The following is a 24,677-nucleotide window of genomic DNA, read 5'->3' on the forward strand; positions in this document are numbered from 1 at the left end:
GTGTACGGGGCCGGCATGAGCGCTTCGCTCGGAATGCGATCAGTCAGGATTCACGACGCTCCGGTGCGCGGACCAGGCGGTCACGGTGGGCCGTTCATCGCTATTCCCGTATGTGTCCATGGGGCGACCTCAATGAAGTGGCCGACACTGCGGACGCGGAAGGCGTTCGCAGCGATCGATGACCGCCCAGCTCACGGACCGCGGCCACGGCCACGACATCTTCCGCGGCATGGTGCCGGCCATCGCTGCGCGGTTCGACAACAGGACCGCCGAACAACTTACGGCCTGCTCGATGAGAGAGTCAGGTCCTGGGCCTGAGAGTGCTTCCGGGACGGAGTTCGCCGTCCTCGTCCAGATCGTTCAGCACGGCGGACAGGCCGACGCTCAGCATCTTCCGCCGGACGTGACCCAGGATCTGGGTCATCACGAGCCCGCCCGCACCCGTGAAGCCCGTGTGGTCGTAGGTGAAGCGCGTTCCTGTGCCATGAGGTTCGATGCGGTAGGCGACCTCGGTGGTCTCGCTGCCGCCGTGGTCGGTCCACGAGTAGCGCAGCAGCCGGGGCTTGTCCACCTCCAGTACGACGCAGTCGACGATGCCGCTCCAGCCGGGCTTGGGCTTGGCGATGAACTGGAACCGGGCACCGACGGTGGTGGTGAATCCCGCTGGGCGTGCCCCGGCCCCGGTGGCCGTCCACAGCGGTATCAGCCGGGGGTCGGTGACCGCGTGCCAGACCTTCGTGGGGGAGTGCGGGTAGTCGCGGACGATGTGGATGGCGCTCATGAGGCTCCCGAAGCGATCGTGCGAGCACAATGTACAGTCGCTGAATATTTACAGTAGCAGTAAATATTCTGCTGCTGTACTACTCTGTCGCCATGAGCACGGTGGACTGGACGGCATGGCGTCCGCAGACCGCGGAGCCCGAGGCCGAGGGGCTGCGGGAGCAGAAGAAGCGCCTGTTGCGGCAACGCCTGTCCGATACCGCGACCGAGATGTTCCTGGAGCGCGGGTTCGACGCCGTCCGCGTATCGGAGATCGCCCAGGCATGCGGAGTCTCGGAGAAGACGGTCTTCAACTACTTCCCCACCAAGGAATCGCTCATCCTGGACCAGGGCGAGAGCACCATGGCCGCCCTGCGCGCGGGCCTGGCCGACACGGAGCACTCCGCGGTCGAGGCGGCGCTGCGGATCCTCTCCGCCGAGTTGCGAGCCATGACCTCCTGGATCGCCGCGCAGGACGACCCGGACCAGGCCGCCGCCATGATCAGGCGCTTCGGTGCGCTGACCAGGTCCACCCCCTCACTGAGGGCCTACCACCGGGACATGACCGACCGGCTCGTCGCCGTCGCGGCCGAGGCGCTGGCCCGGCGCATCCGCAGCAGCCCGGACGATCCGGAACCGCAGATCGCAGCAACTGCCCTGCTCGGACTGTGGTCCATCCAGTTCCAGAGCCTTGGGAAGCATCTGGACGGCGCCCGCACGGCGACACAGATTCACGACGCGGTGACCGCCGACGTCCGTCGCGCAGCCAGGCTCATCGATGCCGGCCTGACCTCATTCGAAGGCGCCGCTCCGACCCGCTGACGTACTCAGCCGCAGATCGCGTGACTCCGGCAAGATCACGAATTGCGGCCGGAGTACCAGGAGTGGCCGAGCCGTTGTTCTGACCGGCTGGGACCTCTCCGTTCCTGGCCCTGTCGCGCGACGTCAGGCGCGGAACCACCCTGGTCAGGGACCCTCTCGGGGTCCGGCTCCTCTCCGACACCGGTGCAACCGTCGACCTCGGGGGACCGTACCGAGGCGGCCATCACCCGGCAGGCCGAGAAGTAGTGCCGGGACGCCGTCGGTTCAGGTCCTCGCTCACTCGTCGTACGGCAGGGACGCCCGGAATTCCCTCAGTGCGGTGAAGTCGGTGTCCCGCAGGCCCGCCCGGGGGTTCACGTGGTGCAGCAGGGCGGGGCCGGGATGGTGGGCGCGGACGTACAGCGTGTCCGCCGGGCTCTGCTCGTCGTCCACCCAGGCGAACGGCCGCCCCGCGGCGTACGCCACGATCGCCTCGGTCTTCCAGTGGACCCCGTCCGGCCGCTCGGCCAGCAGGCCCCGGCCGAAGTCGACGTACGGCAGCTCGGGCAGGCCGACGACCGGGCCGATCCAGTGGTTGGCCTCGGCCATCCAGGTGGTCGCCCAGCACAGCTCGTAGCCGAGGGCGAGCAGCGCCGGGCCGTGGGACGGGTTCAGCCACACCCGCAGCGGGCGCCCCGGGCGGACGGTCGCCCGGATCGTCGTATAGCCCTCGGGGCGTCGCTCGGGCTGTGCCGCGTACGGGTTGAGGGGGCCGTCGACGTCCAGGAACAGCAGGGGTGGGCGCACAGGGCCAACGTACGGCAGCGCGCGCGTCGAGCACCGTTCAATATTTTCGCGCCGGACAGGCATAGTGGCGCCGCTCCGCAAGCGTCAGCAGGGACACGGGGCCCGGACACGAGGTGGGCCCGGGGGAAGAGAAGGTGACGATGGATGCGGAACTGCAGGAGAGCTTCCGGGAGTTCGTGGACGGCCGGTCCTCTGCGCTGCTGAGGACGGCCGTGCTGCTGACCGGCGGTGACCGGCACGCGGCCGAGGACCTGCTGCAGAACGCCCTGATCAAGGCGGCCGGCCGCTGGGAGCGCATCGACGAGCCCGAGGCCTACGTACGGCAGATCCTCTACCGGCAGCAGATCAGCCGCTGGCGGCTGAAGTGGCGCCGGCGCGAACTGAGCGTCCCCGAACCACCGGAGCACCGCGCGGCCCCCGACCCGACCTCCGCCGCCGAGTTGCGGCTCGTCCTGCGCGCGGCCCTGTCCCGGCTCACCGCCCGCCAGCGCACCGTACTGGTCCTGCGCTACTTCGAGGACCTGCCGGAGGCCGACGTGGCACGGCTGCTGGGCTGCTCCGTCGGCACCGTCCGCTCCACCACCCACCGTTCCCTGGCCCGGCTGCGCACCCTCGCGCCCGAACTGGCCGCCCTCGACCCGGACCCCGGCCGTCCGCAGCCGCCGTCCCGTGACTACTCGCCCGTGGAGGTGCGGCCGTGAACGTCGAGGAACTCGTACGAGACGCGCTGCGCGAACAGGCGGCCGAACAGCCGTCGGCGGGGCCGGGACTCGCCGACCGGGTACTGGCCGTCCGCCGGCGCCGCCGTACCCGCAGGCTCGCCGCCATGGCCGCCGCGACGGCCGCCGTGGTCGCCGTCGCGGTGGCGGTGCCGCTGCTGGACTCCGGGAAGGACGATGTGCGGCCGTCCGGGGTCGTGCAGCAGAACGGGATCACCGGCCATCCGGACCAGTCGCCGCCGCGAGAGTTGATCGCGGCGGGGCAGACGGCGCTCGCCGCGTACTACACCTGGCGGACCGTGCCGCAGACGGACGACCGTGGCATCGGCGTACGCACGTACTGGCTGCTCGACCCGGGGACCGGCAGGTACGTGAAGGACTCGCGGTGGGCCTTCGTCGCCGTCGCGCCGGGTCTGCGGACGGCGGCCGTGCTGGAGCAGAACCTGCCCGTCCGCCGGATCGGCCTGCTCGACCTCGCGACACGGAAGGTCGAGCGGTGGATCCCGGTCCAGCACGGGGTGGCCGCACTCGCGTTCTCCTACGACGGGACCCGGCTCCTGGCGACGACCTACGACGAGAACCCCGACGTACGGGCCGAGGTCCAGAACGAAAAGGGCGGCTGGGACTGGGGGCCCGCGTTCGCCGCGTCGAGCCGGACCGGCTTCTACGACGTCGACGTGGTCTCCGGCAAGGGCACCTGGACCGGGGTCGCGTCCGACCGCAACGACCTCTCGCGCGGCGACTTCTCCTACAGCCGTACCGGCGACCAGGTGTACGCGCAGGTCATCGGCGGGCGGGACGGTATGGAGCAGTACTACGACCTCGACGGCAACAGGATCGCCGCCCCGGCGGATGAGAAGTACCTGCGGGCGGACGTCGGCGCACGGCTGTCCCCGAACGGACGGCTCGCCGCGCTCGGTCTGACGAAGGAGGTCGCCCCCGGAAAGTCGTACTCCTCGATCCGCGATCCCCGCACCGGCAAGGAGATCACCAAGGTCCGCGGCGCCCAGCTGCTCGCCTGGGCCGACGACAGGCGGCTCATCGCGTGGGAGCGGGTGACCGGGCTGGACGAGCCGTACCGGGGGCGGCTCGTGCTGGTGACGATCGGCAGCGACAGGATCGTGCCGCTGAGCGGTGTCGAGGAGCAGCTGTACGACGAGCTGAAGGCGTGGCAGCCTGTCTTCGCCCGCCGCTGATCAGCAGGCCACGAACTCCTCGTACACCGCCCGCAGCCCGTCGGCCGCCTCCCGGCCGGCGGGCCGCAGCGGTGCCCGTACCGGGCCCGCCGGCAGGCCGATCCCGGCGAGCAGCGCCTTCGCCGTGACCGTGCCCGGCAGCCCCGCGGCCATCACCGCCTCGATCAACGGCGTCGCCCGCAGCTGGAGTTCGGTCGCCCGGGCCGTGTCGCCCGCGTCGAACGCGTCGAGGATCGCGGCGATCCCGGCCGGCACGACGTTCGCGACCGTGCTCACACAGCCGGCCGCGCCCACCGCGTACAGGGCGAGGACGTGCTCGTCGCAGCCCGCGTAGTACGCCAGGTCCGTGCGCGCCAGCACCTTCTGGATGCCGAGGAAGTCGTACGAGCAGTCCTTCACGGCCACGATCCGGGGGTGCGCGGCGAGCCGGACCAGCGTCTCCGGCTCGATCCGGGTGCCGGTGCGGCCCGGGATGTCGTACAGCATCACCGGCAGCCCGCTCGCCTCGGCGACCTCCAGGAAGTGCGCCTCCAGCGCGTCCTGCGGCGGCCTGCTGTAGTACGGCGACACCACCAGCAGCCCGTCCGCGCCCGCCTTCTCCGCCGCCAGCGCCAGCTCGACGGTGTGCAGGGTGTCCGCGGTGCCCACGCCCGCCACGAGCGGCACCCCCGCGCCCACCGCCTCCCGGACGGCCGCGATCAGCTCCGCCTTCTCCTCGTCCGTCGTGGTCGGCGACTCACCGGTGGTGCCGTTCAGCACCAGACCGTCGCAGCCCTCCGCCACCAGGTGCGCGGCCAGCCGCCGTGCGCCGTCGAGGTCGAGCGCGCCCCCTCCGGAGAAGGGGGTGACCATCGCGCAGAGGGTGCGGCCGAAGGGGCGGGGCGAGCGGGTGGCGCCGGGTGGGTTCGTCATGGGGGTAGTCTCGGCACCGCGAAAGCTTAGCTCCACTTAATTTTTCTACGTGATACGTCTTAGCAACGCTAAGTCGTCGGTTGGTCGGCGTCCAGGTGATGTCCTCTCGGCGTCCCGAGGCCCTGTGTCCAACTCGGCCCCTCATGGGTCACTATGGGCCGGACGGTCACCGACGGCAGGTCATGGGTCATGGGAGGCGCCATGAAGCTGGGCAAGGCACTGGCCACCGGGGTCGCTGAGGAGCGGCCGCTCGTCCACGACGAAGTACCCGAACTCCCCGGACACCCCGAAGAGATCAACGAACTCCGCGCCGCGTCCGCGTCCGCGCCCGAAGAGGCTCCGGCCGCCCGATGAGGCTGTGGCTCCCGGCGGAACGGCCGACGGAGCCGCCGACCGGCTACAAGATCGCCCACCCGATGCTGTCCCAGGACGGCGCACGGGCCGGATTCACCGGTGTGTCGCTGGGCGGCGCGCTGCCGTACGGAGTGCTGGACGACGCGTCCTGCGTCTACGGCCGACGGCATCGCCCGCCCGCGCGGCTGTGCGACTGCGGCTTCCACTGCGTGCACGAACGCGAGGCCGCCGAGGCCCTGCTGTGCACCGCCGAGCACCGGGCGGCCGTACTGCTCGAAGTCTCCGTCCTCGGCGCCTACATCCGTTTCGAGCGTGGTTTCCGCTACGCCCGGCAGCGGGTGCGGACCGCGACCGTCGGGCCGTGCGCCTGCGGTGCGCCGGCCGTCGCACTCGCCGACTCGGACTGGGGCAGGCCCGGTTGGCGCGCCCTTGCGGCCGCCTGCGCGGGCTGCGTACGCGCGCGTGCGTCCGTCTCGCTCGCCGGGTTCGCCCGGCTGGCGGGGCAGGGCCTGCGGGTGATCGCCGGCGGTGCGGGGGGCGTCGGCGGCCAGGTGGTGGCGGAGGAGGGCTTCGGGGTGCCCGAACTGATCGCGGAGGCGGCCCTGTTGCAGGCCCGCCTCGACTGGTTCCAGAGCCGGCTGGCCCGGCTCGGCGAACGGGGCGAGCAGGGCTGAGGGCGGCCGTCCTGGGTACTCGTAGGGTCCGCAAGCAGAGCGGACGCCGACGAGACCAGGAGGGGCAGCACCGATGACGAAGAGGACCGCACGCGGAACGGGGGCCCGACTGACCGACACCGCCGGTGCGCTGGCGGCGAAGGCCGACCTCAAGGGCCGTACCCAGGCCCGTGCCGCCGACCTCAAGGACAAGGCCGGGGCGCTGACCGTGCACCTGCGCGAGGGCGCGACCAGGGCCGGCCACCAGGCCCAGGGCCGGGCGGTGAAGGGCGGCCACACGGCACAGGAGCAGATGGCCAAGGCGCGGCACGCGTTCCAGGAGCGGGCGCTGCGGACCGGCCACGCCGTGCAGGAACGGGCGGGGCAGGCCGGGCTGCTGGCGTCGGAGAAGGCCGCCGAGGCCGGGCACGCCGTCGAGGGCCGGGTCCCGCAGCCCGCGCGCATGGTCGCGCGGACCGTCGTACGGCACCCGAGGCCGGTGCTGATCGCGGGCGCCGTCGCCGCCGCCGTGGCGGTGGGCGTGCTGCGCCGCGGGCGCCGCGCCTGAGACCCGCCGGGATCCACGACGGGTCGAGAGCCGCCGAGGGCCGAGATCCACCGAAGGTCGAGAGCCGCCGAAGGGCCCCCGCTCCACCGTCCCACCGAAAACTCCACCTGTGTGGACAAAAAAAGTTTTCGGTGAGACGGTGGAGCCATGCTGGACGTCACCGTGATCGAGGACCCCGAGGCAGCGGCCGTGTCGCTGGACCCCATACGGGCCAGGCTGCTCGCCGAACTGGCCGACGCGCCCGCGTCGGCCGCGATGCTGGCCGGCAAGGTCGGGCTGCCCCGGCAGAAGGTGAACTACCACCTGAAGACGCTGGAGCGGCACGGCCTGGTCGAGCTGGCCGGCGAGCGGCGCAAGGGCAACGTCACCGAGCGGCTGATGCGCGCGACCGCCGCGTCGTACGTCATCTCGCCGGCCGCCCTGCCCGCCGTGCAGCCGGACCCGGACCGCTTCCGCGACCAGCTCTCCGCGCGCTGGCTGCTCGCGCTCGGCGCGCGCCTGGTGCGCGATGTCGGCATGCTGATCACCGGGGCCGCCAAGGCCCGCAAGCGGCTGGCGACCTACGCGCTGGACGGTGAGGTCCGCTTCGCCTCCGCCGCCGACCGCGCGGCGTTCGTGCAGGAGCTGACGGCGGGCGTCAGCGCGCTCATCCGCAAGTACGACGCACCCGACGCGGAGGGCGGCCGGGACCACCGGATCGTGGTCGCCGTCCATCCCACGGTCAAGGACCGGCCCACCCCCGAGCTGGAACAGTAGGCGGCAGGAGCCCCATCATGTCCAAGGAATTCGAGATCGCCCGTGAGTTCGAGGTCGACGCCACGCCCGCGCAGGTGTGGGAGGCGATCACCCACGGCACCGGCGGCTATCTGTGGCCGATGCAGCCGCCCGAGCCCCGGGTGGGCGGCACGGCGGCCTTCGGATCCACCGTCACCGCCTACGACCCGCCGCACCACCTGGTCACCCGTAGCGAGGACGTCGGCTTCCCGACGCAGAGCGCCAACCAGCTGGAGCACGTCATCGAGGAGCGCGACGGCGGCCGCCGCGCCTGGGTGCGCTACGTGCACAGCGGGATCTTCACCGACGACTGGGACAACCAGTACGACGGCGCGAGCCGGCACACCGACTTCTACCTGCACACCCTGCGCGAGTACCTCACCCACTTCGCGCCCCGCCCGGTGAGCTTCGCCCAGCTGAACGGGCCGGAGGCGTCCCAGGCGCCGGACGCCTTCACCGCCGTGGGCCGTGCCCTCGGCCTGCCGGACGACCTTGCGGCGGGCGCGAAGGCGAGTGTCCACGGGCCCGGCGGGCGGGTCCTGGACGCGGTGCTGGACTACCGCGACCCGTACTTCGTCGGACTGCGCACCGAGGACGCCCTGATCCGGTTCTTCGGGCGCAACCACTGGGGCGCCCCGGTCGGCATCAGCGTCCACGACTTCGCGCCGGACGCCGACGCCGACGCCAACGAGACCGCCTGGCAGGACTGGCTGAACGGGGTGTTCGGCCAGTCCTGAGCCAAGGCCGACCGCTTACGGGCGGAAGCGCAGCACCTGCGGGTCGTGGTCGCTGATCTGGTCGTGGAACTCCGAGTTGATGTGCACGCTGTCGTACTCGAAGTCGCCCTTGCCGCGGATCTGCTTGCTGATCAGGATCTGGTCCAGGACCTGCTCGTTGCCCTGGTAGTCGTAGGTGTGGCGCTCCTTCGTCGGCAGCGACTGGATCGCCGACCAGAGTGCGCCGTGGCTCTCCAGGATCTTGGTGGTGCCGGAGAAGTCGAAGTCGTTCATGTCGCCGAGCGCGATGACCTCGGCGTCCTTCTGGACGTCGAGGATGTTCCGGACGAACGCGTTGACCAGCGTCGCCTGCGCGTGGCGCTGGGTCTCCGAGCTGCGCACCACCGGCTGGTACTGCGAGGTCAGCCCCTGGTCGCCGCCCTTGGAGTTCAGGTGGTTGGCGATCACGAAGACCGTCCTGCCCTGGAAGACGAACTCGCCGGCGAGCGGCTTGCGGCTGGTCGTCCAGGCGGAGTTCGCCGGGTCGATGCGGCCCGGGGAGGCCGTCAGCTGGGCCTTGCCGTGCACCTTGGTGACGCCAACGGCGGTGGTGGAGTCGCCGCCCGCGCGGTCGACGAAGGACACCCGCTCCGGGTTGAACAGGAAGACCTGGCGGATGTTGCCGCCGGGCTCGCCGCCGTCCTGGTCGTTGACCGGGTTGATGGAACGCCACTGGTACTTCGGGCCGCCGGCCGCGACGATCGCGTCGATGAGCTTGTTCACCGTCACGTCGGCGGCGACCGTGCCGTCGTCCGTCGCGCCGTTGTTGTCCTGGATCTCCTCCAGGGACACGATGTCGGGCGACTGGAGGTTGTGCACGATCGCGGACGCGTGCGCGGCGAAGGTACCGTCGGAGGGGTCGAGGTTCTCGACGTTGTAGGTCGCCACCGCCAGCTCGCCGTGCGACTGCTTCTTCGTCGTCTCGCGCTGCAGGCCACCGCTCTTCAGGGTGCCCAGCGTGCTCGCGACGAGGGTGTAGCCGCCGTACTGGTTGTAGTCCATCGGGCCGGTCGTGGCACCGGCCAGGGTGTCGCCGACGTTCGCCGCCGGGAAGGCGGCGGTCGAGCCGAGGGACTGGATCTGCAGGCGGCCGGTGTTCTGGTCGCGGTAGGAGCGGTACAGGGAGCCGCCGCGGTTGGTGCGGTTCTCGTGCGGCTTCACCGTGACCCACAGCTCGGCGTAGGGGTCGGTGGCGGTGACCACGCGGGCGTCCTTGACCTGGACGTTCATGCCCTCCAGGGACTCGTAGTAGTCCAGGGCGTACTTCTTGGGCTGCAGGGTCAGGCCGTTGATCGAGCCGCCCGCGGCCGTGTCACCCGTCGGGGTGTACGCGCTCGGCACCGACTTCTTGTCGATCACGACCGGCGCCGGGACCGCGTTGCCGGTGGAGAGCGTGGTGATCGTCGGCTTGGTGATCTCGGTCAGCGACTGGTTGCCGGTGGACGCGCCGCCCGGGACGTACTCGGAGACCGTGCCGGTGACCTTGACGGAGTCGCCGACCGCGACCTTCGGGGTGGAGCTGGTGAAGACGAAGACGCCCTCGCTGGTGGCCGGGTTGTCGTCCGGCGTCGGATCCTGGATCCAGAAACCTCTGGAGGAGCCGTAGGTGCGCGTGCCCGTGACGATGCCGGGAACGTCCGTCACCTTCTGGCCGGCGTACGGAGATATGCGCGTGGTGCCCTGGACGTCGTGGATGCGCAGCCCGTCGGCCTGGGCGGGCGAGGTGAGGGCGACGGTGGACGCCGCGCTGCAGACGGCGGCGACGGTGAGCGCGGCGAGACGCGCGGAAGACCTGCTCGGCAAGGGAATCCCTCCGGGGACATACGGAAGCGCCGGGACAAGGGCGGTTTATGGAGCGTTCATGACACGTTCATGTATGCCATGTGACGCGGATATGACACGCGTAGATGCCGAGTGAACAGTTGTCCCCCCGTTTTCTACGCGCGTCAATCTCCTGCCTGATCAAGGCAGTTGTCAAGGTTTCGGCCATGTACGGGGCCCGGCGGGGAGATGAACCGGGCGGCATGGGTGGAAATCCGTCTAGGCTGAGCGGCTGAGCCGTACGGCGTCCAGGTGCTCGTACGGCCGTCGATACGGTGTCCATGTCGCCGTACGACCGTTGAGGCGTCCGAGGAGAACCAGCCGATGTCTGACAGCGCCCCCCTGCCCCCGGTGCGGTTGCGTTCCGAAGCGGAGCTGGCGCACGCCGCACTGTCCACGCCGCTGCTCACCCGGGCCGCCCGGCTCGCCCGCTGGGCCGGCCCCGACACCCGGGTGGACGCAGGTGGCGAACTGGTCGAGGAGCAGCTCCCGGCCGCCGCCGAGGTGCTCGGACTCACCGGGGAGGACGCCGTCGCCTACGCCGGTGAGGCCTGGCGGGTCGCCGTGGACGCCGGACTCGTCGAGATCGCCGACGAGGAGGCCGGGACCGTGGCGGCGGGGGAGGAGCTGGCGCTGCTCACCGGGGGCTCGCCGCACGACGTGCTCGCGGTGTGGCAGGCGGCGCTGGAGACCGTCATCGCGGACGCGAGCGTGCCCGACCTGGACGGAATTGTCGACGCGCTCGGCGAGGGCGGCGAGGTCGATTTCTCGTCACTCGGCTGGGACCCGGAGGCGGAGGCGGAGTTCCTCGACGGCGTCCTCGGCAACCTGTACCTGCTGACCGTGAGCGAGGGCGGTCCCGGCGAGGCGCCGGTGCCGCTGCCCGCGCTCGCCGCGTCGATGATCGTGCCCAGCGACATGGGGGAGCCGACCAACGACGTCCTCGAACAGGTCTCCGACGCGATGATGCGGCTCGACGACCAGTTCCGGCTCCTGGAGCCGGTCGGGCTCGTCGAGTACCAGCCGGTCGACGAGACGCTGATGGCCGACGCGGAGGAGGAGCCGGCGGCGGGGCCGGTCGACGAGGCCGACGTCTCCCGGTACGGCATGGTGCGGCTCACCCCGCTCGGCGCGTACGGCCTGCGGGCGCGCCTGCTGGAGGCCGGCTTCGAGGCGCCGGCGGTCGGAGAGCTGGCCGACAAGGGCGCGGACGCGCTGCTCGACGGCACGGCGGCGTTTCCGCAGGGGGCCGCGCAGGCCGAGACCGAGCAGTGGCTGGCCCGCCGTGAGTCCCTTGCCGCGGCCCGGGAGCTGCTGTCCGCCGCGCGCGGTGCGGACGCGGGCGCCCCGCTGCGGCGGCTGCGCTGCCAGCAGGCGCTGTCGCTGCTCGGCGCCGAGGCCGAGCCCGCTCTCCGCGAGGTCCTCGACGATCCCGAGCTGGGCGGCCTGGCGAGGGTGTGGCTGGCGGAACGCGGTGCCGCCGCCGTGCCGGCGCCCTCCCAGGACATGATCTTCTGGCTGACCATCGACACGGTGGCCGCGCAGCTGGCTGCCGAAGGGAACTCCGAGGAACTCCAGGCGCTGGTGGAGGGCCTGGCCCAGCAGCACAGCGGGTTCTTCGCCGAGGCGTGGCGGGTGGGGCACCCGGACACGGCCGACGTCCTCGAGGCGATGGGCCGCCTCCACCCCGACAAGAAGGTGGCCAAGGAGGCCCGCAAGGCGGCGTTCAAGGCGCGGTCGCAGCACGGGGGGTAGAGGGCCGACGGGGCGGGGCGCGCGGAGGTTGGCACCGCCGGGCACCGCGATTCGGGCTGAGCGCCGCTGCGGCGCGCGCTGTTGTAGTGCATGCCGGTGCGGTGCGGTGCGGTGCGGTGCGGTGCGGTGCGGTGCGGTGCGGTGCGGGTGTGCGGGAGGTTGGGCACGTCGGCTGCCGCCGTTCGGGCTGGGCGCCGTTGCGGCGGGAAAGAATGAAAGCGCTGTCGCGGCGGGCATGAAGCGGCGGCGAAGGAGTGTGTGTCGGGGGAGTTCAGGCCTCGGGGGCGGGTGGTCCGCGATGGAGGAGTCCCTTCCGTGGCCGGCGGGAATCGTTGCCCTCTGTGGGGTTCTCTTGGGGCGGGCTTTTGGGTGACGTGGGGCGAGGATTGCGGATTCATGGAACAGACGGCCGTGATGTCGCCCTGTGTTCAGCCGGAGTTCAAGGACGGGCGGGAGCGTGTGCGCCGAGTTGAGGCCCGCCACCCTCCACGGCACCCGACCGTCACAGGAGACACCATGTCGCTCACCCGCAGGGACTTCACAAGGAAATCCGCGATCACCGGTGCCGGTGTCGCGCTGGCGGGCAGCGTCGGCGCGCTCGCCACCGCCCCGAACGCCCTGGCCGCCACCGACACCGAGGTCGCCGACGCGGCGCACGGGCACGGCGGCGTCGGCTACGGACCGCTGCTGCCCGACCCCGACGGCATCCTCGCGCTCCCCGCCGGCTTCACGTACCGCGTCATCACGTACAGCGGCAAGACCCGGCTGGAGTCGGGCGAGTTCACCCCCTCCAACCACGACGGCACCTCCACCTTCGACGGCCCGCGCGGTGCCACCCTTCTCGTCAACAACCACGAGCTGGCCGGCCCCCGCGCCAACTGGCCGTACCCGGTTCCGCTCACCGAGGGCCTCGTCTACGACCCGGCCGCCGCCGGTGGCTGCACCGTCGTCGAGGTCCGCCCCGGCGGGCACGTCGCCGAATGGGTCGGCATCGCCGGCACCGCCACCAACTGCGCGGGCGGCAACACCCCTTGGGACACCTGGCTGACCTGCGAGGAGACCGAGGACAAGGCCGGCACCAACGGCTTCACCAAGGACCACGGCTACGTCTTCGAGGTCGACCCCGAGGACCGCCGGGCCAACCGGAACCCCAAGCCCGTCAAGGCGCTCGGCCGCTACGCCCACGAGGCCGTCGTCGTCGACCCCAAGCGCGGCCACCTGTACCTGACGGAGGACGCGTCCAACCCGAACGGCCTGCTCTACCGCTGGACCCCGCCCGAGCACTTCCACCACGGCCGCGGCAAGCTGCGCACCCTCGCCGACGACGCCGGCACGCTCCAGGCCTTCAAGTGCTTCGACTCCGGCGGCCAGTTCGTCGACGACCTCTCACGGGCCACGAAGATCGGCACGGTCTACGGCGTCGACTGGATCGACGTCCCGGACCGCGACGCCAGGACCACCTCCGTCCGCAAGCAGTTCACCACCGGCCAGGTCACCCGCGCCCGCAAGCTGGAGGGCATGTGGTGGGGCGACGGCGGCGTGTACATCGTCTCCTCGTACGCCCGCGCGGAGAGCCCCGTCCAGCACGACGGCTCGGTGTGGTTCTACGACCCCAAGCGCCGCACCCTCACGCTCAAGGTCCGCATCGGCGTCAACCCCGACCCGTCCGTCGAGGGCAACTTCGACGGCCCCGACAACATCACCGTCTCCCCGTACGGCGGCCTGGTCATCGCGGAGGACGGCGAGGGCCTCCAGCACCTGTTCGGCGCCACCGACAGCGGCCGCACCTACCCGATCGCCCGCAACGAGCTGAACATCGGCACCGAAGAGGAGCCCGAATACAGCGAGTTCACCGGCGTCACCTTCTCACCGGACGGCCGGACCCTGTACGCCAACATCCAGACGCCGGGCATCATGCTCGCCATCACCGGGCCCTGGAAGCGCCAGCGGCGCGGATAGTTAATTCACTCGCTCGGCCCGCGGACCGCCTCCTATGGTTGTGCACGTCCAGGTGCGAAGGCAGGACCTACTTCCACTCATAATGGGGCGGCCGCGGGTTCGAGTCCCGCCACCGGTACAACGCGCCGGTGTAGCTCAGGGGTTAGAGCACCTACGTCGGTTCCGCCGACTTCGATCTCTGGACACCGAAAACTTCATGCACCTCCCGGTGCGTGTTCTTGATCTCGGGAGGCGCAGCTCATGGTGGGCGTCCGGTGCGCAGGCAGCGGTTACTTCAGGTTCTGGTCCCCGAAAGGGGGTGCGGGTTCGATTCCCGTCATCGGCCCAGGGCCGGTGTGGCGAAATGGCAGACGCGCCAGTTTATGGTCCGTCGCCGATCCCTGAACTCGGACGCCCTCCTTCTGCTGCGCCTCCTCCGAAAATCCAATGAATTCGGGGGAATTCACCATGGCGCGATTCAACACCAAGGCGGCCCGGGCGCAGCCCACTTCGCGGGTCACCTCGACGGGGCGGATCCTCCGTACCTACGAGGGCGGCCGCGGCCGGGAGCGGGACCCGCGGTCCGAGCTCTTCCTGCTCGCCGTCGCCAACTTCGTCTCGCAGCAGACCTTCTACGAGTCCGGCGCGGACCGCGACGACCGCTTCGCCACGCTCCTGCGTGAGCTCGCCGTCACCGACCCGGCCTGGACCGCCGGTCTGCTCGGCTGGCTGCGCGGCGAGGGCAACATGCGGACCGCCTCGATCGTGGGCGCCGCGGAGTACGTGCACGCACGCCTGACCGCGGGGGCCACCGACGGCCCCTCGAACCGTCAGGTCGTCGCCTCCGTGCTCCAGCGGCCCGACGAGCCAGGCGAACTGCTCGCCTACTGGACGGCGACGTACGGCCGCGCCGTTCCCAAGCCCGTCAAGCGGGGGATCGCCGACGCCGTGAGACGGCTGTACAACGGCAGGTCGCTGCTCAAGTACGACACCGTGGCCAAGGGCTACCGCTTCGGCGACATCCTCAACCTGGTGCACGCGGCGCCGGACCCGGACAAGCCGTGGCAGGGCGAGCTGTTCCGGTACGCGCTGGACCGGCGGCACAACCCCGACGCCGCCGTGCCGCCCGCCTCGAGCCCGGTGCTCGGCGCCCACCGTGAGCTGATGGCGCTGCCCGTCGCACGGCGGCGTGCGGTCGTCACCGAGCCCGGTGGCGCCGAGCGGCTCGCGGCGGCCGGCCTCACCTGGGAGGCGCTGGCCGGCTGGCTCCAGGGTCCGATGGACAAGGCGGCGTGGGAGGCGGTCATCCCGTCCATGGGGGCCATGGCGCTCGTCCGGAACCTGAGGAACTTCGACGAGGCCGGTGTCTCCGACGCGGTCGCGGCCACCGTCGCGGCCCGGATCAGTGATCCGGCGGAGGTGGCGCGGTCCCGGCAGTTCCCGTTCCGGTACCTCGCCGCGTACCAGCACGCGCCGTCGCTGCGCTGGTCGTACCCGCTGGAGCAGGCGCTCGGCCACTCGCTGGCCCATGTGCCCGCGCTGCCGGGGCGGACACTGGTGCTCGTCGACCGTTCGGGCTCGATGTTCTACTCGCGGCTGTCCGAGCGGTCGGAGCTCAACCGGGCCGACGCCGCGGCGATCTTCGGCACGGCGCTCGCGCTGCGGGCGGCGGCCGCGGACCTCGTCGAGTTCGGTACGACGAGCAGGCGGCTGACGTTCGGCAAGGGCGAGTCGGTGCTGAAGATCCTGGACCGCTTCGGCGACCTGGGCGGCACCGACACCACCTCGGCGATCCGCGCCCACTACCGGGGGCAGGACCGGGTACTGATCGTCACCGACGAGCAGTACGCGTTCAACCGGCACGGCGACCCGACCCAGCAGGTCCCGGCGCACATCCCGGTCTACACCTGGAACCTGGCCGGCTACCGGGTGGGCCACGGCCCGTCCGGCACGGGCAACCGCCACACCTTCGGCGGCCTCTCGGACGCGGCTTTCCGGATGGTGCCGTTGCTGGAGGCGGCCCGGGACGCCGCCTGGCCGTGGGAGCCGGCGGCCTGAGAGCCGCCTTCCGAACGTGACCCGCACCTTCACGGGGGGTGCGGGTCACACCCCTGCCCGCCGCCCCTTGCCCTCGCCCCTCATTGATATCTAACATTTCAGTTCATGGAGGCCCTGCGACCCGTCACCCGTACCCTGCTCCGCGACCGCGCCTACGTCGCGATCCGGGACGCCATCGTCGCCGGTGAGATCGAACCGGGCGCGGTGGTGCGCGACGCGGAGCTCGCGGAGCGGCTCGGGCTGTCCCGGGCGCCCGTGCGGGAAGCGTTCGCGCGGCTCGTCGACGAGGGGCTCCTGGAGAGCAAGCCGCAGAGCTACACCCGTGTCACTCCGGTCGTGGCCGCCGACGTACGGGACGCGGCGGCCGTGGTCGGCGCCATGCACGAACTGGTCACCCGGGCCGCCGTACCCCGGCTGCGGGACACCGACCTGGATCTGATGCGTGTGTCCAACGTCCGCTTCGCCACCGCCGTGCGGGCCGGTGACGTGGACGGGGCCCTGCGCGCCGACGACGAACTGCACGACGTACTGGTCCGGGTGGCCGGCAACCGGGCGGCCGCCGCCACCGTCGCCCGTTACACCCCGCTCATCCGCCGTCTGGAGCGCCACCGCTTCGGCGAGGGTGGCTCCTGCCGCTCGGCCGGACTGCACGGGCGGCTGATCGAGGCCTGTGCCGCCGGTGACACGGAGGCGGCGGTCCGCATCACGGCGCACATCTGGCGCAGCCTCGCAGAACTGGCCGACCCCGACTGATCCCAGGAGCTCCCATGTCCCTCTCCTCCTACACCCGTTACCCCCTCCTCTTCGGCCCCTCGCCCGTGCACCCCCTGGAGCGCCTCACCGCCCGCCTCGGCGGTGCCGCGCTGTGGGCGAAGCGGGAGGACTGCAACTCCGGGATCGCGTACGGCGGGAACAAGACGCGCAAGCTGGAGTACCTGGTCGCGGACGCGCTCGCCAAGGGCTGTGACACCCTCGTCTCCATCGGCGGGGTGCAGTCCAACCACACCCGCCAGGTCGCCGCCGTGGCCGCCCGCGCAGGGCTCAAGTGCGTGCTGGTGCAGGAGAGCTGGGTGGAGTGGCCGGACTCCGTGTACGACAAGGTCGGCAACATCCTCATCAGCAGGCTGGCCGGCGCCGACGTGCGCCTCGTCCGCGCCGGGTTCGGCATCGGCTTCAAGGAGAGCTGGGAACTGGCGCTGCGCGAGGTCGAGGAGTCAGGCGGCAAGCCGTACGCCATCCCGGCGGGCGCCTCCGACCACCCGCTCGGCGGCCTCGGCTTCGCGGGCTGGGCGTACGAGGTCGCGGAGCAGGAGCAGCAGTTGGGGGTCTTCTTCGACACGGTGATCGTCTGCTCGGTGACCGGGTCGACGCAGGGCGGCATGGTCGCGGGGTTCGCCGCGCTGGAAGAGGCGGGCGGCCGGGCACGCCGGGTCATCGGCATCGACGCCTCGGCCAAGCCCGCCGAGACCCACGAACAGGTGGCGCGCATCGCCCACCGGACCGGACAACTGATCGGGCTGAAGCGAGAACTCACCGTCGAGGACGTCGAGTTGGACGAGCGCTACCACGCAGGGGTCTACGGCATCCCGGACGACGCCACCCTGGAGGCGATGCGCCTGGCCGCCCGCACGGAGGGCATGGTGACGGACCCGGTGTACGAGGGCAAGTCGATGGCGGGGATGATCGACCTGGTCGAACGCCGCGAGATCGGCGACGACTCCACCGTGCTCTACGCCCACCTGGGCGGGCAGCCGGCGCTGAACGCGTACAGTGCGCTCTTCTAGGAGATCGCCTCCAGGGCTGTTCCGGTAGCGGGCGAGCGAGAACCTACTTGGCGAGGAACGACAGCAGCGCGGCGTTCACCTCTTCGGCGTGCGTCCACAACAGGCCGTGCGGGGCGCCCTCGATCTCCACGTACTCGGCCGACGGCAGCAGCGCGTGGAACGGACGCCCGGTCGCATCGATCGGCAGGATGCGATCCCCGGTGCCGTGCAGGATCAGCGCCGGGACGTCGACCTTCGCCACGTCGGCGCGGAAGTCGGTGATCCACGTCGGCACGCAGGCCACGGACGCGTGGGCGGAGGCGCCGGCCGCCACGTTCCAGCTGTTGCGGACGGCCTCCTCGCTGATCCGGCTGCCCAGCGTCTCGTCGAGGTTGTAGAAGTCCTGGTAGAACGCGGTGAAGTAGGCGTACCGGTCCTTGCTGACCGCGTCCAGGATGCCGTCGAAGACCGCCTGGTCCACACCCGTCGGGTTGTCGTCGGTCTTGAGCAGAAAGGGCTCGAGCGAGGCCAGGAAGACCGCCTTGGCGACCCGGCCGGAGCCGTACCTGCCCAGGTAGCGGCCCACTTCGCCGGTCCCCATCGAGAAGCCGACCAGGACCGCGTCCGTGAGATCGAGCGTGGTGAGCACCTTGTCGAGGTCGGCGGCGAAGGTGTCGTAGTCGTAGCCGGTGGTCGGCTGGGAGGAGCGGCCGAAGCCCCGGCGGTCGTAGGTGACGACGCGGTGGCCGGCCCCCAGCAGGACCGGAAGCTGCTTCTCCCAGGAGTGGCCGTCGAGCGGGTACCCGTGGATCAGCACGATGGGCTGTCCGGTTCCGTGGTCCTCGTAGTAGAGCTCGATCGGTGCGCTGTTCTCTTCGCCAACGGTGATGTAAGGCATTGCGGTTCCGCCTTTCTCGGGTTCGGAGCGTCCAGCACACCAGTTGTGCGGGACCGCTGCCAGGCAGAAGTGCAGGCGGAAGTAGAGCGCGCTTGTTCTAATTGTCGTGATGACCAGACTTTCCCCATCCGATATGTCCCATGGCGCCACCGCCTTCGGCGCGATGCTGCGTTCCCTGCGCCGGGCGGCGCGGCTGACCCTGGAGGAGTTGTCGCAGGCGTCCGGCGTCAGCGTCCGGGCGCTGGGCGACATGGAACGCGGCCGCAGCCGTGGGCCACAGCGCCGCACCGTCGACGCGCTTGCCGCCGCCCTGAAGCTGGACGGCGAGCAGTCGCAGCGGTTGCAGCGGCTGGCCGACGCCGGCCGGGAACGGGGCGGTCCGGCCGCGCCGCCGTATCTCCTGCGCACAGTCCCGGACTTCACCGGACGGGAGCAGGAACTGACCGATCTGGAGGCGCTCGCCCGCGGCGCCGGTGCCCGCGCGGTGGTCCTCTTCGGGCCGGGCGGACAGGGCAAGACGACCCTCGCCGCGCAGGCCGCACGGCGGCTGGGAGAGCTCTTTCCGGATGGCTCTGTCAGTGTGCGACTGCACGGCATGAGCGACACACCGCTGTCCGCCGCCGAGGCACTGGTCCTGCTGCTGACGGGGCTCGGGCATCCGCCCGACCGGATTCCGGTGGACCCGGTGGCGCGCGAGGCCGTCTACCGGGCCACGCTCAGCACCCGGCGGGTGCTGGTCGTCCTGGACGACGCGGCCGACGAGGCGCAGGCCAGGCCGCTGCTGCCGGACGCGGAGGGCGGTTTCGTACTCGTCACCAGCCGACGCCCGCTGACGGGACTGGAGGGCGTACGGCGCATCCGGCTCGGTGCTCTCAGCGGCAGGGAGTCGGTGACACTGCTGGAACGGATCCTCGGCACGCCGCGCACCGACGGCCAGTCGGAGGCGATCGGCCGGCTGGCGGAACTGTGCGGGCATCTCCCGCTGGCCCTGCGGATCGTCGGCAACCGCCTCTCCAGCCGCCCCGCCTGGACCCCCGCCCGGCTGGCGGAGCAACTCGCGGACGAGGAACGGCGGCTGGGCACCCTGGTCGCGGGCGACCTGGCCGTACGCGGCGCGCTCGCCCTGTCCTACCGCCAGCTCACCGCTCCCCGCAGGCTGCTGCTACGTCGGCTCGCCCTGCTCCCCGGCCATCACACCGGCCCCCGCCTCGCTGCCGTACTCACCGGCGACGACGACCTGATCGCGGTCCAGGACGCCCTCGACCTGCTGGTCGAGCGGGGTCTGCTGGAGGAGACCACGCCGGGCCGCTACGCACTGCACGATCTCGTACGACTCTTCGCGCGCGAGAGACTCCAGGCCGAGGAGCCGCCGTTGTCGGCCGAAGCAGCCGCCCTGGGCATGGCGGACTGGCTGCTGCGGTCGGCCTCGGCGGCGGGCCGCTGGTTCGAGGCACCCGGCGCGCCCGAGCCGTGGCCGGGAGCCACCCCGGCCTTCGCACCCGGGTCAGCCGAGGAGGCGGAGGAGTGGCTGAGCACCGAACGTGCCCACTGGGTGGGCGCGTTGCAGCTCATGTTCGAAGCTGAGCGGTACCCGGAGATCCTGCACGCGGCGCGGACGTTGTACTGGTTCTCCGACCGCTGGGACGCCTGGCCCGAGTGGCGCACGGTGTTCACCTACGGCGTCCGCGCCGCCGCCGCGCTCGGCGACCGGGCGGCCGAGGCCCACCAGCTCAACTGCCTCGCCTGGACGTATTCGGTGCGCGGCGGACCGTACGAGCAGGCCGAGGAACACGCGCGCCGTGCGCTGGAGTCGGCGACCCAGGCCGGTGACACCGGCCAGCAGGCCTGGGCATGGGTCTACATCGCCGGTGCCGGCATGTACCTGGGCCGGCCCGCGGAGGCGGCACGAGCGGCCGAGGACGCCGTACGGCTCTTCGGGGCGGCCGGTGACCAGGCCGGGCTGGCGGTGTCCCGCCGGCTGCTGGGCAGCGCCCTGCGGGAATCCGGCCGCGCGGAGGAGGCGTTGGCCGTCCATCGGGGCCTGCTCGGGACGGACGCGGGGGACGTGCCCGGCTTCCAGGAGTTCGCGCAGGCGATCCTGCGGCATGAGATAGCCCGTGACCTGCTGGCCCTTCGGCGCTGGTCCGATGCGGTGGAGGTGTATCGGACCGTCATCGCCCCGGCCACCCATGGCGGCGCGGACCGCTTCAAAGCCCGTGCGCTCACCGGCCTCGCCACCGCCCTGGAGCACTGTGGTGACCAGGCCCAGGCCCACGCCCAACTCAGTGAGGCGCACCGGCTGTTCAGCTCGGTCGGTGACACGACCGCCGCGGAACGGACAGCTGCCTCGCTCGAACGCCTCGCGGCCCGTGCGGTCGACGCGGATCCTCCGGTCGTCGCGGACCACGCCGACGGCCCTGGCAGCTAGGGGGCGCGCGGGTCCCCGCACGGCGAGCGGGTGGCGGCTCTGGGCGTCCGGGCAGCGGAACTCGGGCCCCCGCGTCGGCTCGGCTCGGCTCGCGTAGGCGGAGAAGGATCGCCCAGGCGCCCGTACCGTCGTAGCCGGATCTGCGGCGGTGGCGGCGGCACCTGCTGCGTCCGGCACCTGCCGGCCGTCACCGATCCCGGCCGCGCCACCCGGGCGGGACCTGACCGCGCGGGCGACGAAGATGTGGGTCTAGGGGTGTCGCCGCCGCGGGCTCGTGATCACGAACCCCGCCACCAGCAGCGCGGCCACCGCGACCAGCGACCCGATGCCGAAGGCGCGTGCCGCGCCGTGGGTGAGGATCTCGGCCGGGGTGCCGGTGGTGTGCCGGGTCGCCGTGCCGTACACCGTGACCAGGACGGCGAGTCCGAGGGTGCCGCCCAGCCACTGCAAGGTCTGCAGCAGGCCGGACGCGGCGCCCGCCTCCCGCGGCCCGATACGGGCGAGGATCGTCGCGTTGAGCGGCATGAAGCTCAGGCCGACACCCACGCCGAGCAACAGCAGCGGACCGAGCAGCCCGGTGGCGTAGCCGTCGCCGGGCCGCAGCCGCCACAGCCAGCCGCCGGCGGCGACGAGCAGGGTGATGCCGGTCAGCAGCACCGGCTTGGCCCCGAAGCGGGCCAGCAGCTTCGGCAGCAGCCGCACCATCGTGAACATGGCCAGGGTCATGGGCAGGAACGCGAACCCGGCGCGCAACGGGCCGTACTCCAGGACCTGCTGGCAGATGAGGGTGAGGAAGTAGAAGGCGCCGAACATGCCCGCGGGCAGCAGCATGACGGTCAGATAGCCGCCCGCCCGGTCCCGGTCGGCGAACAGCCGCAACGGCATGATCGGCTGGCCGGCCCGGGACTCGATCAGCGCGAAGCCGAAGAGCAGCGCGACGGCGCAGCTGAAGCCGAGCAGGGACCGGCTGTCGGTCCAGCCGTCCTCGGAGACCCGGATGAACGCGTACACCACAGAGGTCATCCCGGCCGTCCCGGTCAGCGCGCCCGCCAGGTCGAAGCGGCCCGCGTGCCGCGGGGTCTCGGCGACGAACCGGGGCAGGGCCAGGAACAGGGCGATGCCGATGGGCACGTTGATGAGCAGGGCCCAGCGCCAGGAGGCCCACGAGGTGAGCATGCCGCCCAGGACCAGGCCGACGGAGCCGCCGATGCCGGCCACGGAGGAGTAGACGCTCAGGGCGTGATGGCGGCGCGGGCCCGGAGGGAAGTTGGTGGTGATCAGGGCCAGGGTGCTGGGCGCGATCAGCGCCGCGCCGACGCCCTGCAGCGCACGTGCCGCGAGCAGCCAGCCGCCCTCCGCGGCGACCCCGCCGAGCAGCGAGGAGAGCGCGAACAGCAGCGCTCCGGCGCCGAGCGTACGACGGCGGCCGACGATGTCGCCGACCCGCCCGCCGAGCAGCAGCAGACCGCCGAAGGCGAGGGTGTAGGCGTTGAGCACCCAGGACAGGCCGGTGCGGCTGAACCCAAGGCCCCGCTGGATGTCGGGCAGCGCGACGTTGACGACGGTGGAGTCGACGCCGACCATCATGTAGGCGGTGACGATGACGAGGAGGGCGGAGCCGAGCCTGGCGGGGTGCGCGGAGTCCGGCGGGACGTCGGGTGTGGTGGACGGGGCGGACGGACTGGACGGGCTGGACGGGGCGGACATGAGGTTCTCCCGGTCTGTGCGTCCCCGGCGCGGGCATGGCGAAGTACGGGCGGCCGGACCGCCCGTGGTGCGCACGGCAGTAAGCGGGGACTGTCTCCGTTTAGTGTTCGATAAGATACGGAGAGAGTCCCCGGTTCGCAAGGAGTAACTGGATGACGCAGGTCAGGCCCATGCGCGCGGATGCTCGCCGCAACTACGAGCGTTTGCTGGCGGTCGCCGTCGAGGCCTTCGCCGAGCATGGGGAGAACGCGTCGCTGGACGACATCGCCAAACGGGCGGGCGTCGGCTCCGGCACGCTCTACCGCCACTTCCCGACCCGGCAGGCGCTGCTGGAGGCCGCGTTCGTGGACCGGCTGGAGGGACTGGCCGCGAAGGCCGACGAGTTCGCCGCGGAGCTTCCACCGAGCTCGGCACTGACCGAGTGGCTGAACGAACTGTGCCTCGCCACCATCCAGGTGCGGGGCCTGAAGACCCTGCTGGGCTCGGCCGTCACGGACGGCAGCTCCGCCACGGTCGCGGCCTGCGGCGTCACGGTCCGCGGCGCGGCGACCCGCCTGGTGGACGCGGCGAAGGAAGAGGGGACGCTGCGCGCGGACATCGAGCCGATCGAACTGCTGCGCCTGGCGCACGGGCTGGCCACGGCCTCGGAACTGGCCGACGGGCAGGGCAAGGAGATCCGGCGCTATCTGTCACTGCTCACGGAGGGGCTGCGGCCGTAGCGCCCACGGCCGCACGCCCGTCGCCGGACTCGGGTCAGAGCGCCTCCGCCCCCGGCTTCACCATGTTCCGTACCGTGCGGGCCTTCACGAACGAGCCCATCGCCGTCATGTCCCACTCGCCGGAGAACTGCCGGACCAGCTTCGCCATCATCACGCCGGTCTGCGCTTCGGCGTTGGTGAGGTCGAAGCGGACCAGCTCCTCGCCGGTCGCGGCGTCCAGCAGACGGCAGTAGGCCTTGGCGACCTCCGTGAACTTCTGGCCGGAGAAGGAGTTGACGGTGAAGACCAGGCCGGTGACCTCCGGGGGGATCCGGCCGAGGTCCACCGCGATCACCTCGTCGTCGCCCCCTCCCTCCCCGGTCAGGTTGTCGCCCGAGTGCTTGATCGCGCCGCCCAGGATGGACAGCTTGCCGAAGTAGCAGCTGTCGACATGGTCGCGCTGCGGGCCGTACGCGATGACCGACGCGTCCAGGTCGATGTCCTTGCCCCGGAACGCCGGCTCCCAGCCCAGGCCCATCATGACCTGGGAGAGCAGTGGGCTGCCGCCCTTGACCAGGGACACGGTCTGGTTCTTCTGGAGGCTGACCCGGCCCTTGTCGAGGTTGATCTTCCCGGCGCCGGGGGCGGGCGGAGCCGGCGGTGCCGGGGGAGCGGCGGGCGCGGCCGGCTGGGCCGCGGCGGCCGGTACGGGAGCCGGCTGGGCCGCGGGCGCCGGGGCCGGTTCCTCCACCGTCACGCCGAAGTCGGTGGCGATGCCGGCCAGCCCGTTCGCATACCCCTGGCCGACCGCGCGGGCCTTCCACGCGCCGCCCCGCAGATAGATCTCCACGACCACCAGGGCCGTCTCCGTGCCCAGCTGCGGAGGCGTGAAGGTGGCCAGCACCGAGCCGTCGTCCGCGTTGCGGATCGTCGCCGTCGGCTCGACGCCCTGGAAGGTCTGGCCCGCGGCGTCGGGGCTCGCGGTGACGACGATCTTCTCGATGCCGGGCGGCACGGCCGCCGTGTCGACGGTGATCGCGTCCGGGGCCGTACCGCCGCCGGAGCGGTACGTCACACCCGGGCCGCTGGGCTGGTTGTAGAAGATGAAGTCGTCGTCGGAGCGCACCTTGCCGTCGCCCGTGAGCAGCAGGCCCGACACGTCGAGCCGCACGGGGGCGGCGACGTCCACCGCCACCCGGGAGACGGGGAGAGGGATGTTCGAGCCAGGGGTCATAGCTGTCATGCCCCGTGAACGAACGACCCCGCTTTACCGTTCCCTTACCGACGGGCGC

General features: G+C 71.7%; 22 protein-coding genes. 15 read left to right on the top strand and 7 right to left on the bottom strand.

Annotation, left to right across the window (positions count from 1 at the left end):
* Positions 1-301: 301 nt before the first annotated feature.
* Positions 302-781, bottom strand: a complete 480-nt coding sequence (locus ACFY0P_RS18630; protein ID WP_388913694.1) for an SRPBCC domain-containing protein — start codon at positions 779-781, stop codon at positions 302-304.
* A 92-nt stretch (positions 782-873) separates the two neighbouring features.
* Here ACFY0P_RS18630 and ACFY0P_RS18635 point away from each other — a divergent pair, with 92 nt between their 5' ends.
* The gene (locus ACFY0P_RS18635; protein ID WP_388913697.1) at positions 874-1,581 is read left to right on the top strand and encodes a TetR family transcriptional regulator; all 708 of its coding nucleotides are present in this window, start codon (positions 874-876) and stop codon (positions 1,579-1,581) included.
* 276 nt (positions 1,582-1,857) lie between these two features.
* Here the strand turns inward: ACFY0P_RS18635 and ACFY0P_RS18640 are convergent, their stop codons facing one another.
* The gene (locus tag ACFY0P_RS18640; protein WP_388913700.1) at positions 1,858-2,367 is read right to left on the bottom strand and encodes a hypothetical protein; all 510 of its coding nucleotides are present in this window, start codon (positions 2,365-2,367) and stop codon (positions 1,858-1,860) included.
* A gap of 140 nt (positions 2,368-2,507) precedes the next feature.
* Between ACFY0P_RS18640 and ACFY0P_RS18645 the strand changes: the two genes are divergently transcribed.
* Complete coding sequence (locus ACFY0P_RS18645) at positions 2,508-3,068, top strand: SigE family RNA polymerase sigma factor (RefSeq protein WP_388913703.1); 561 nt, start codon at positions 2,508-2,510, stop codon at positions 3,066-3,068.
* The gene (locus ACFY0P_RS18650) at positions 3,065-4,282 is read left to right on the top strand and encodes a WD40 repeat domain-containing protein (protein ID WP_388913706.1); all 1,218 of its coding nucleotides are present in this window, start codon (positions 3,065-3,067) and stop codon (positions 4,280-4,282) included. The genes ACFY0P_RS18645 and ACFY0P_RS18650 overlap by 4 nt, the downstream gene beginning before the upstream one ends.
* On the opposite strand, the gene dapA is transcribed toward ACFY0P_RS18650, so the two are convergent.
* Positions 4,283-5,194: a 4-hydroxy-tetrahydrodipicolinate synthase gene (gene dapA / locus ACFY0P_RS18655; protein WP_388913709.1), complete on the bottom strand. Its 912-nt coding sequence runs from the start codon at positions 5,192-5,194 to the stop codon at positions 4,283-4,285.
* A gap of 201 nt (positions 5,195-5,395) precedes the next feature.
* Here dapA and ACFY0P_RS18660 point away from each other — a divergent pair, with 201 nt between their 5' ends.
* From ACFY0P_RS18660 to ACFY0P_RS18680, 5 genes are all read left to right on the top strand, one after another.
* Positions 5,396-5,548: a hypothetical protein gene (locus ACFY0P_RS18660; RefSeq protein ID WP_388913712.1), complete on the top strand. Its 153-nt coding sequence runs from the start codon at positions 5,396-5,398 to the stop codon at positions 5,546-5,548.
* On the top strand, positions 5,545-6,222 hold the full coding sequence (locus ACFY0P_RS18665) for a hypothetical protein (RefSeq protein WP_388913715.1): 678 nt from the start codon (positions 5,545-5,547) through the stop codon (positions 6,220-6,222). The genes ACFY0P_RS18660 and ACFY0P_RS18665 overlap by 4 nt, the downstream gene beginning before the upstream one ends.
* Before the next feature lie 73 nt (positions 6,223-6,295).
* On the top strand, positions 6,296-6,769 hold the full coding sequence (locus tag ACFY0P_RS18670; RefSeq protein ID WP_388913718.1) for a DUF3618 domain-containing protein: 474 nt from the start codon (positions 6,296-6,298) through the stop codon (positions 6,767-6,769).
* 147 nt (positions 6,770-6,916) lie between these two features.
* A complete protein-coding gene (locus ACFY0P_RS18675) occupies positions 6,917-7,525 on the top strand; it encodes an ArsR/SmtB family transcription factor (protein WP_388913721.1) in 609 nt (202 codons plus the stop codon).
* 17 nt (positions 7,526-7,542) lie between these two features.
* Positions 7,543-8,280, top strand: a complete 738-nt coding sequence (locus ACFY0P_RS18680) for an SRPBCC domain-containing protein (protein ID WP_388913724.1) — start codon at positions 7,543-7,545, stop codon at positions 8,278-8,280.
* A 15-nt stretch (positions 8,281-8,295) separates the two neighbouring features.
* Here the strand turns inward: ACFY0P_RS18680 and ACFY0P_RS18685 are convergent, their stop codons facing one another.
* Positions 8,296-10,122: an endonuclease/exonuclease/phosphatase family protein gene (locus tag ACFY0P_RS18685; protein ID WP_388913727.1), complete on the bottom strand. Its 1,827-nt coding sequence runs from the start codon at positions 10,120-10,122 to the stop codon at positions 8,296-8,298.
* A 342-nt stretch (positions 10,123-10,464) separates the two neighbouring features.
* On the opposite strand from ACFY0P_RS18685, the gene ACFY0P_RS18690 reads away from it, so the two are divergent.
* From ACFY0P_RS18690 to ACFY0P_RS18710, 5 genes are all read left to right on the top strand, one after another.
* Entirely contained in the window at positions 10,465-11,895 is a 1,431-nt protein-coding gene (locus ACFY0P_RS18690) for a hypothetical protein (RefSeq protein WP_388913730.1), read from the top strand.
* Between the two features lie 516 nt (positions 11,896-12,411).
* A complete protein-coding gene (locus ACFY0P_RS18695; RefSeq protein ID WP_388913733.1) occupies positions 12,412-13,854 on the top strand; it encodes an alkaline phosphatase PhoX in 1,443 nt (480 codons plus the stop codon).
* 447 nt (positions 13,855-14,301) lie between these two features.
* Positions 14,302-15,891: a TROVE domain-containing protein gene (locus ACFY0P_RS18700; RefSeq protein ID WP_388913736.1), complete on the top strand. Its 1,590-nt coding sequence runs from the start codon at positions 14,302-14,304 to the stop codon at positions 15,889-15,891.
* A 105-nt stretch (positions 15,892-15,996) separates the two neighbouring features.
* A complete protein-coding gene (locus ACFY0P_RS18705) occupies positions 15,997-16,644 on the top strand; it encodes a GntR family transcriptional regulator (protein ID WP_388913739.1) in 648 nt (215 codons plus the stop codon).
* Between the two features lie 14 nt (positions 16,645-16,658).
* Positions 16,659-17,675, top strand: coding sequence for a 1-aminocyclopropane-1-carboxylate deaminase (locus tag ACFY0P_RS18710; protein WP_388913742.1), 1,017 nt, complete (start codon positions 16,659-16,661; stop codon positions 17,673-17,675).
* A 43-nt stretch (positions 17,676-17,718) separates the two neighbouring features.
* Here ACFY0P_RS18710 and ACFY0P_RS18715 read toward each other — a convergent pair whose 3' ends face one another.
* Entirely contained in the window at positions 17,719-18,552 is an 834-nt protein-coding gene (locus ACFY0P_RS18715) for an alpha/beta hydrolase (RefSeq protein WP_351485812.1), read from the bottom strand.
* 133 nt (positions 18,553-18,685) lie between these two features.
* Here ACFY0P_RS18715 and ACFY0P_RS18720 point away from each other — a divergent pair, with 133 nt between their 5' ends.
* A complete protein-coding gene (locus ACFY0P_RS18720; protein ID WP_388913744.1) occupies positions 18,686-20,980 on the top strand; it encodes a helix-turn-helix domain-containing protein in 2,295 nt (764 codons plus the stop codon).
* 249 nt (positions 20,981-21,229) lie between these two features.
* On the opposite strand, the gene ACFY0P_RS18725 is transcribed toward ACFY0P_RS18720, so the two are convergent.
* The gene (locus tag ACFY0P_RS18725; RefSeq protein WP_388913747.1) at positions 21,230-22,687 is read right to left on the bottom strand and encodes an MFS transporter; all 1,458 of its coding nucleotides are present in this window, start codon (positions 22,685-22,687) and stop codon (positions 21,230-21,232) included.
* Positions 22,688-22,839: 152 nt separating this feature from the next.
* On the opposite strand from ACFY0P_RS18725, the gene ACFY0P_RS18730 reads away from it, so the two are divergent.
* On the top strand, positions 22,840-23,406 hold the full coding sequence (locus ACFY0P_RS18730; protein ID WP_388913750.1) for a TetR/AcrR family transcriptional regulator: 567 nt from the start codon (positions 22,840-22,842) through the stop codon (positions 23,404-23,406).
* Between the two features lie 34 nt (positions 23,407-23,440).
* Here ACFY0P_RS18730 and ACFY0P_RS18735 read toward each other — a convergent pair whose 3' ends face one another.
* A complete protein-coding gene (locus tag ACFY0P_RS18735) occupies positions 23,441-24,619 on the bottom strand; it encodes a TerD family protein (protein WP_388914164.1) in 1,179 nt (392 codons plus the stop codon).
* Positions 24,620-24,677 lie beyond the last annotated feature (58 nt).

This window comes from Streptomyces sp. NPDC001714, assembly GCF_042892755.1.
Taxonomy (GTDB): Bacteria; Actinomycetota; Actinomycetes; order Streptomycetales; family Streptomycetaceae; genus Streptomyces.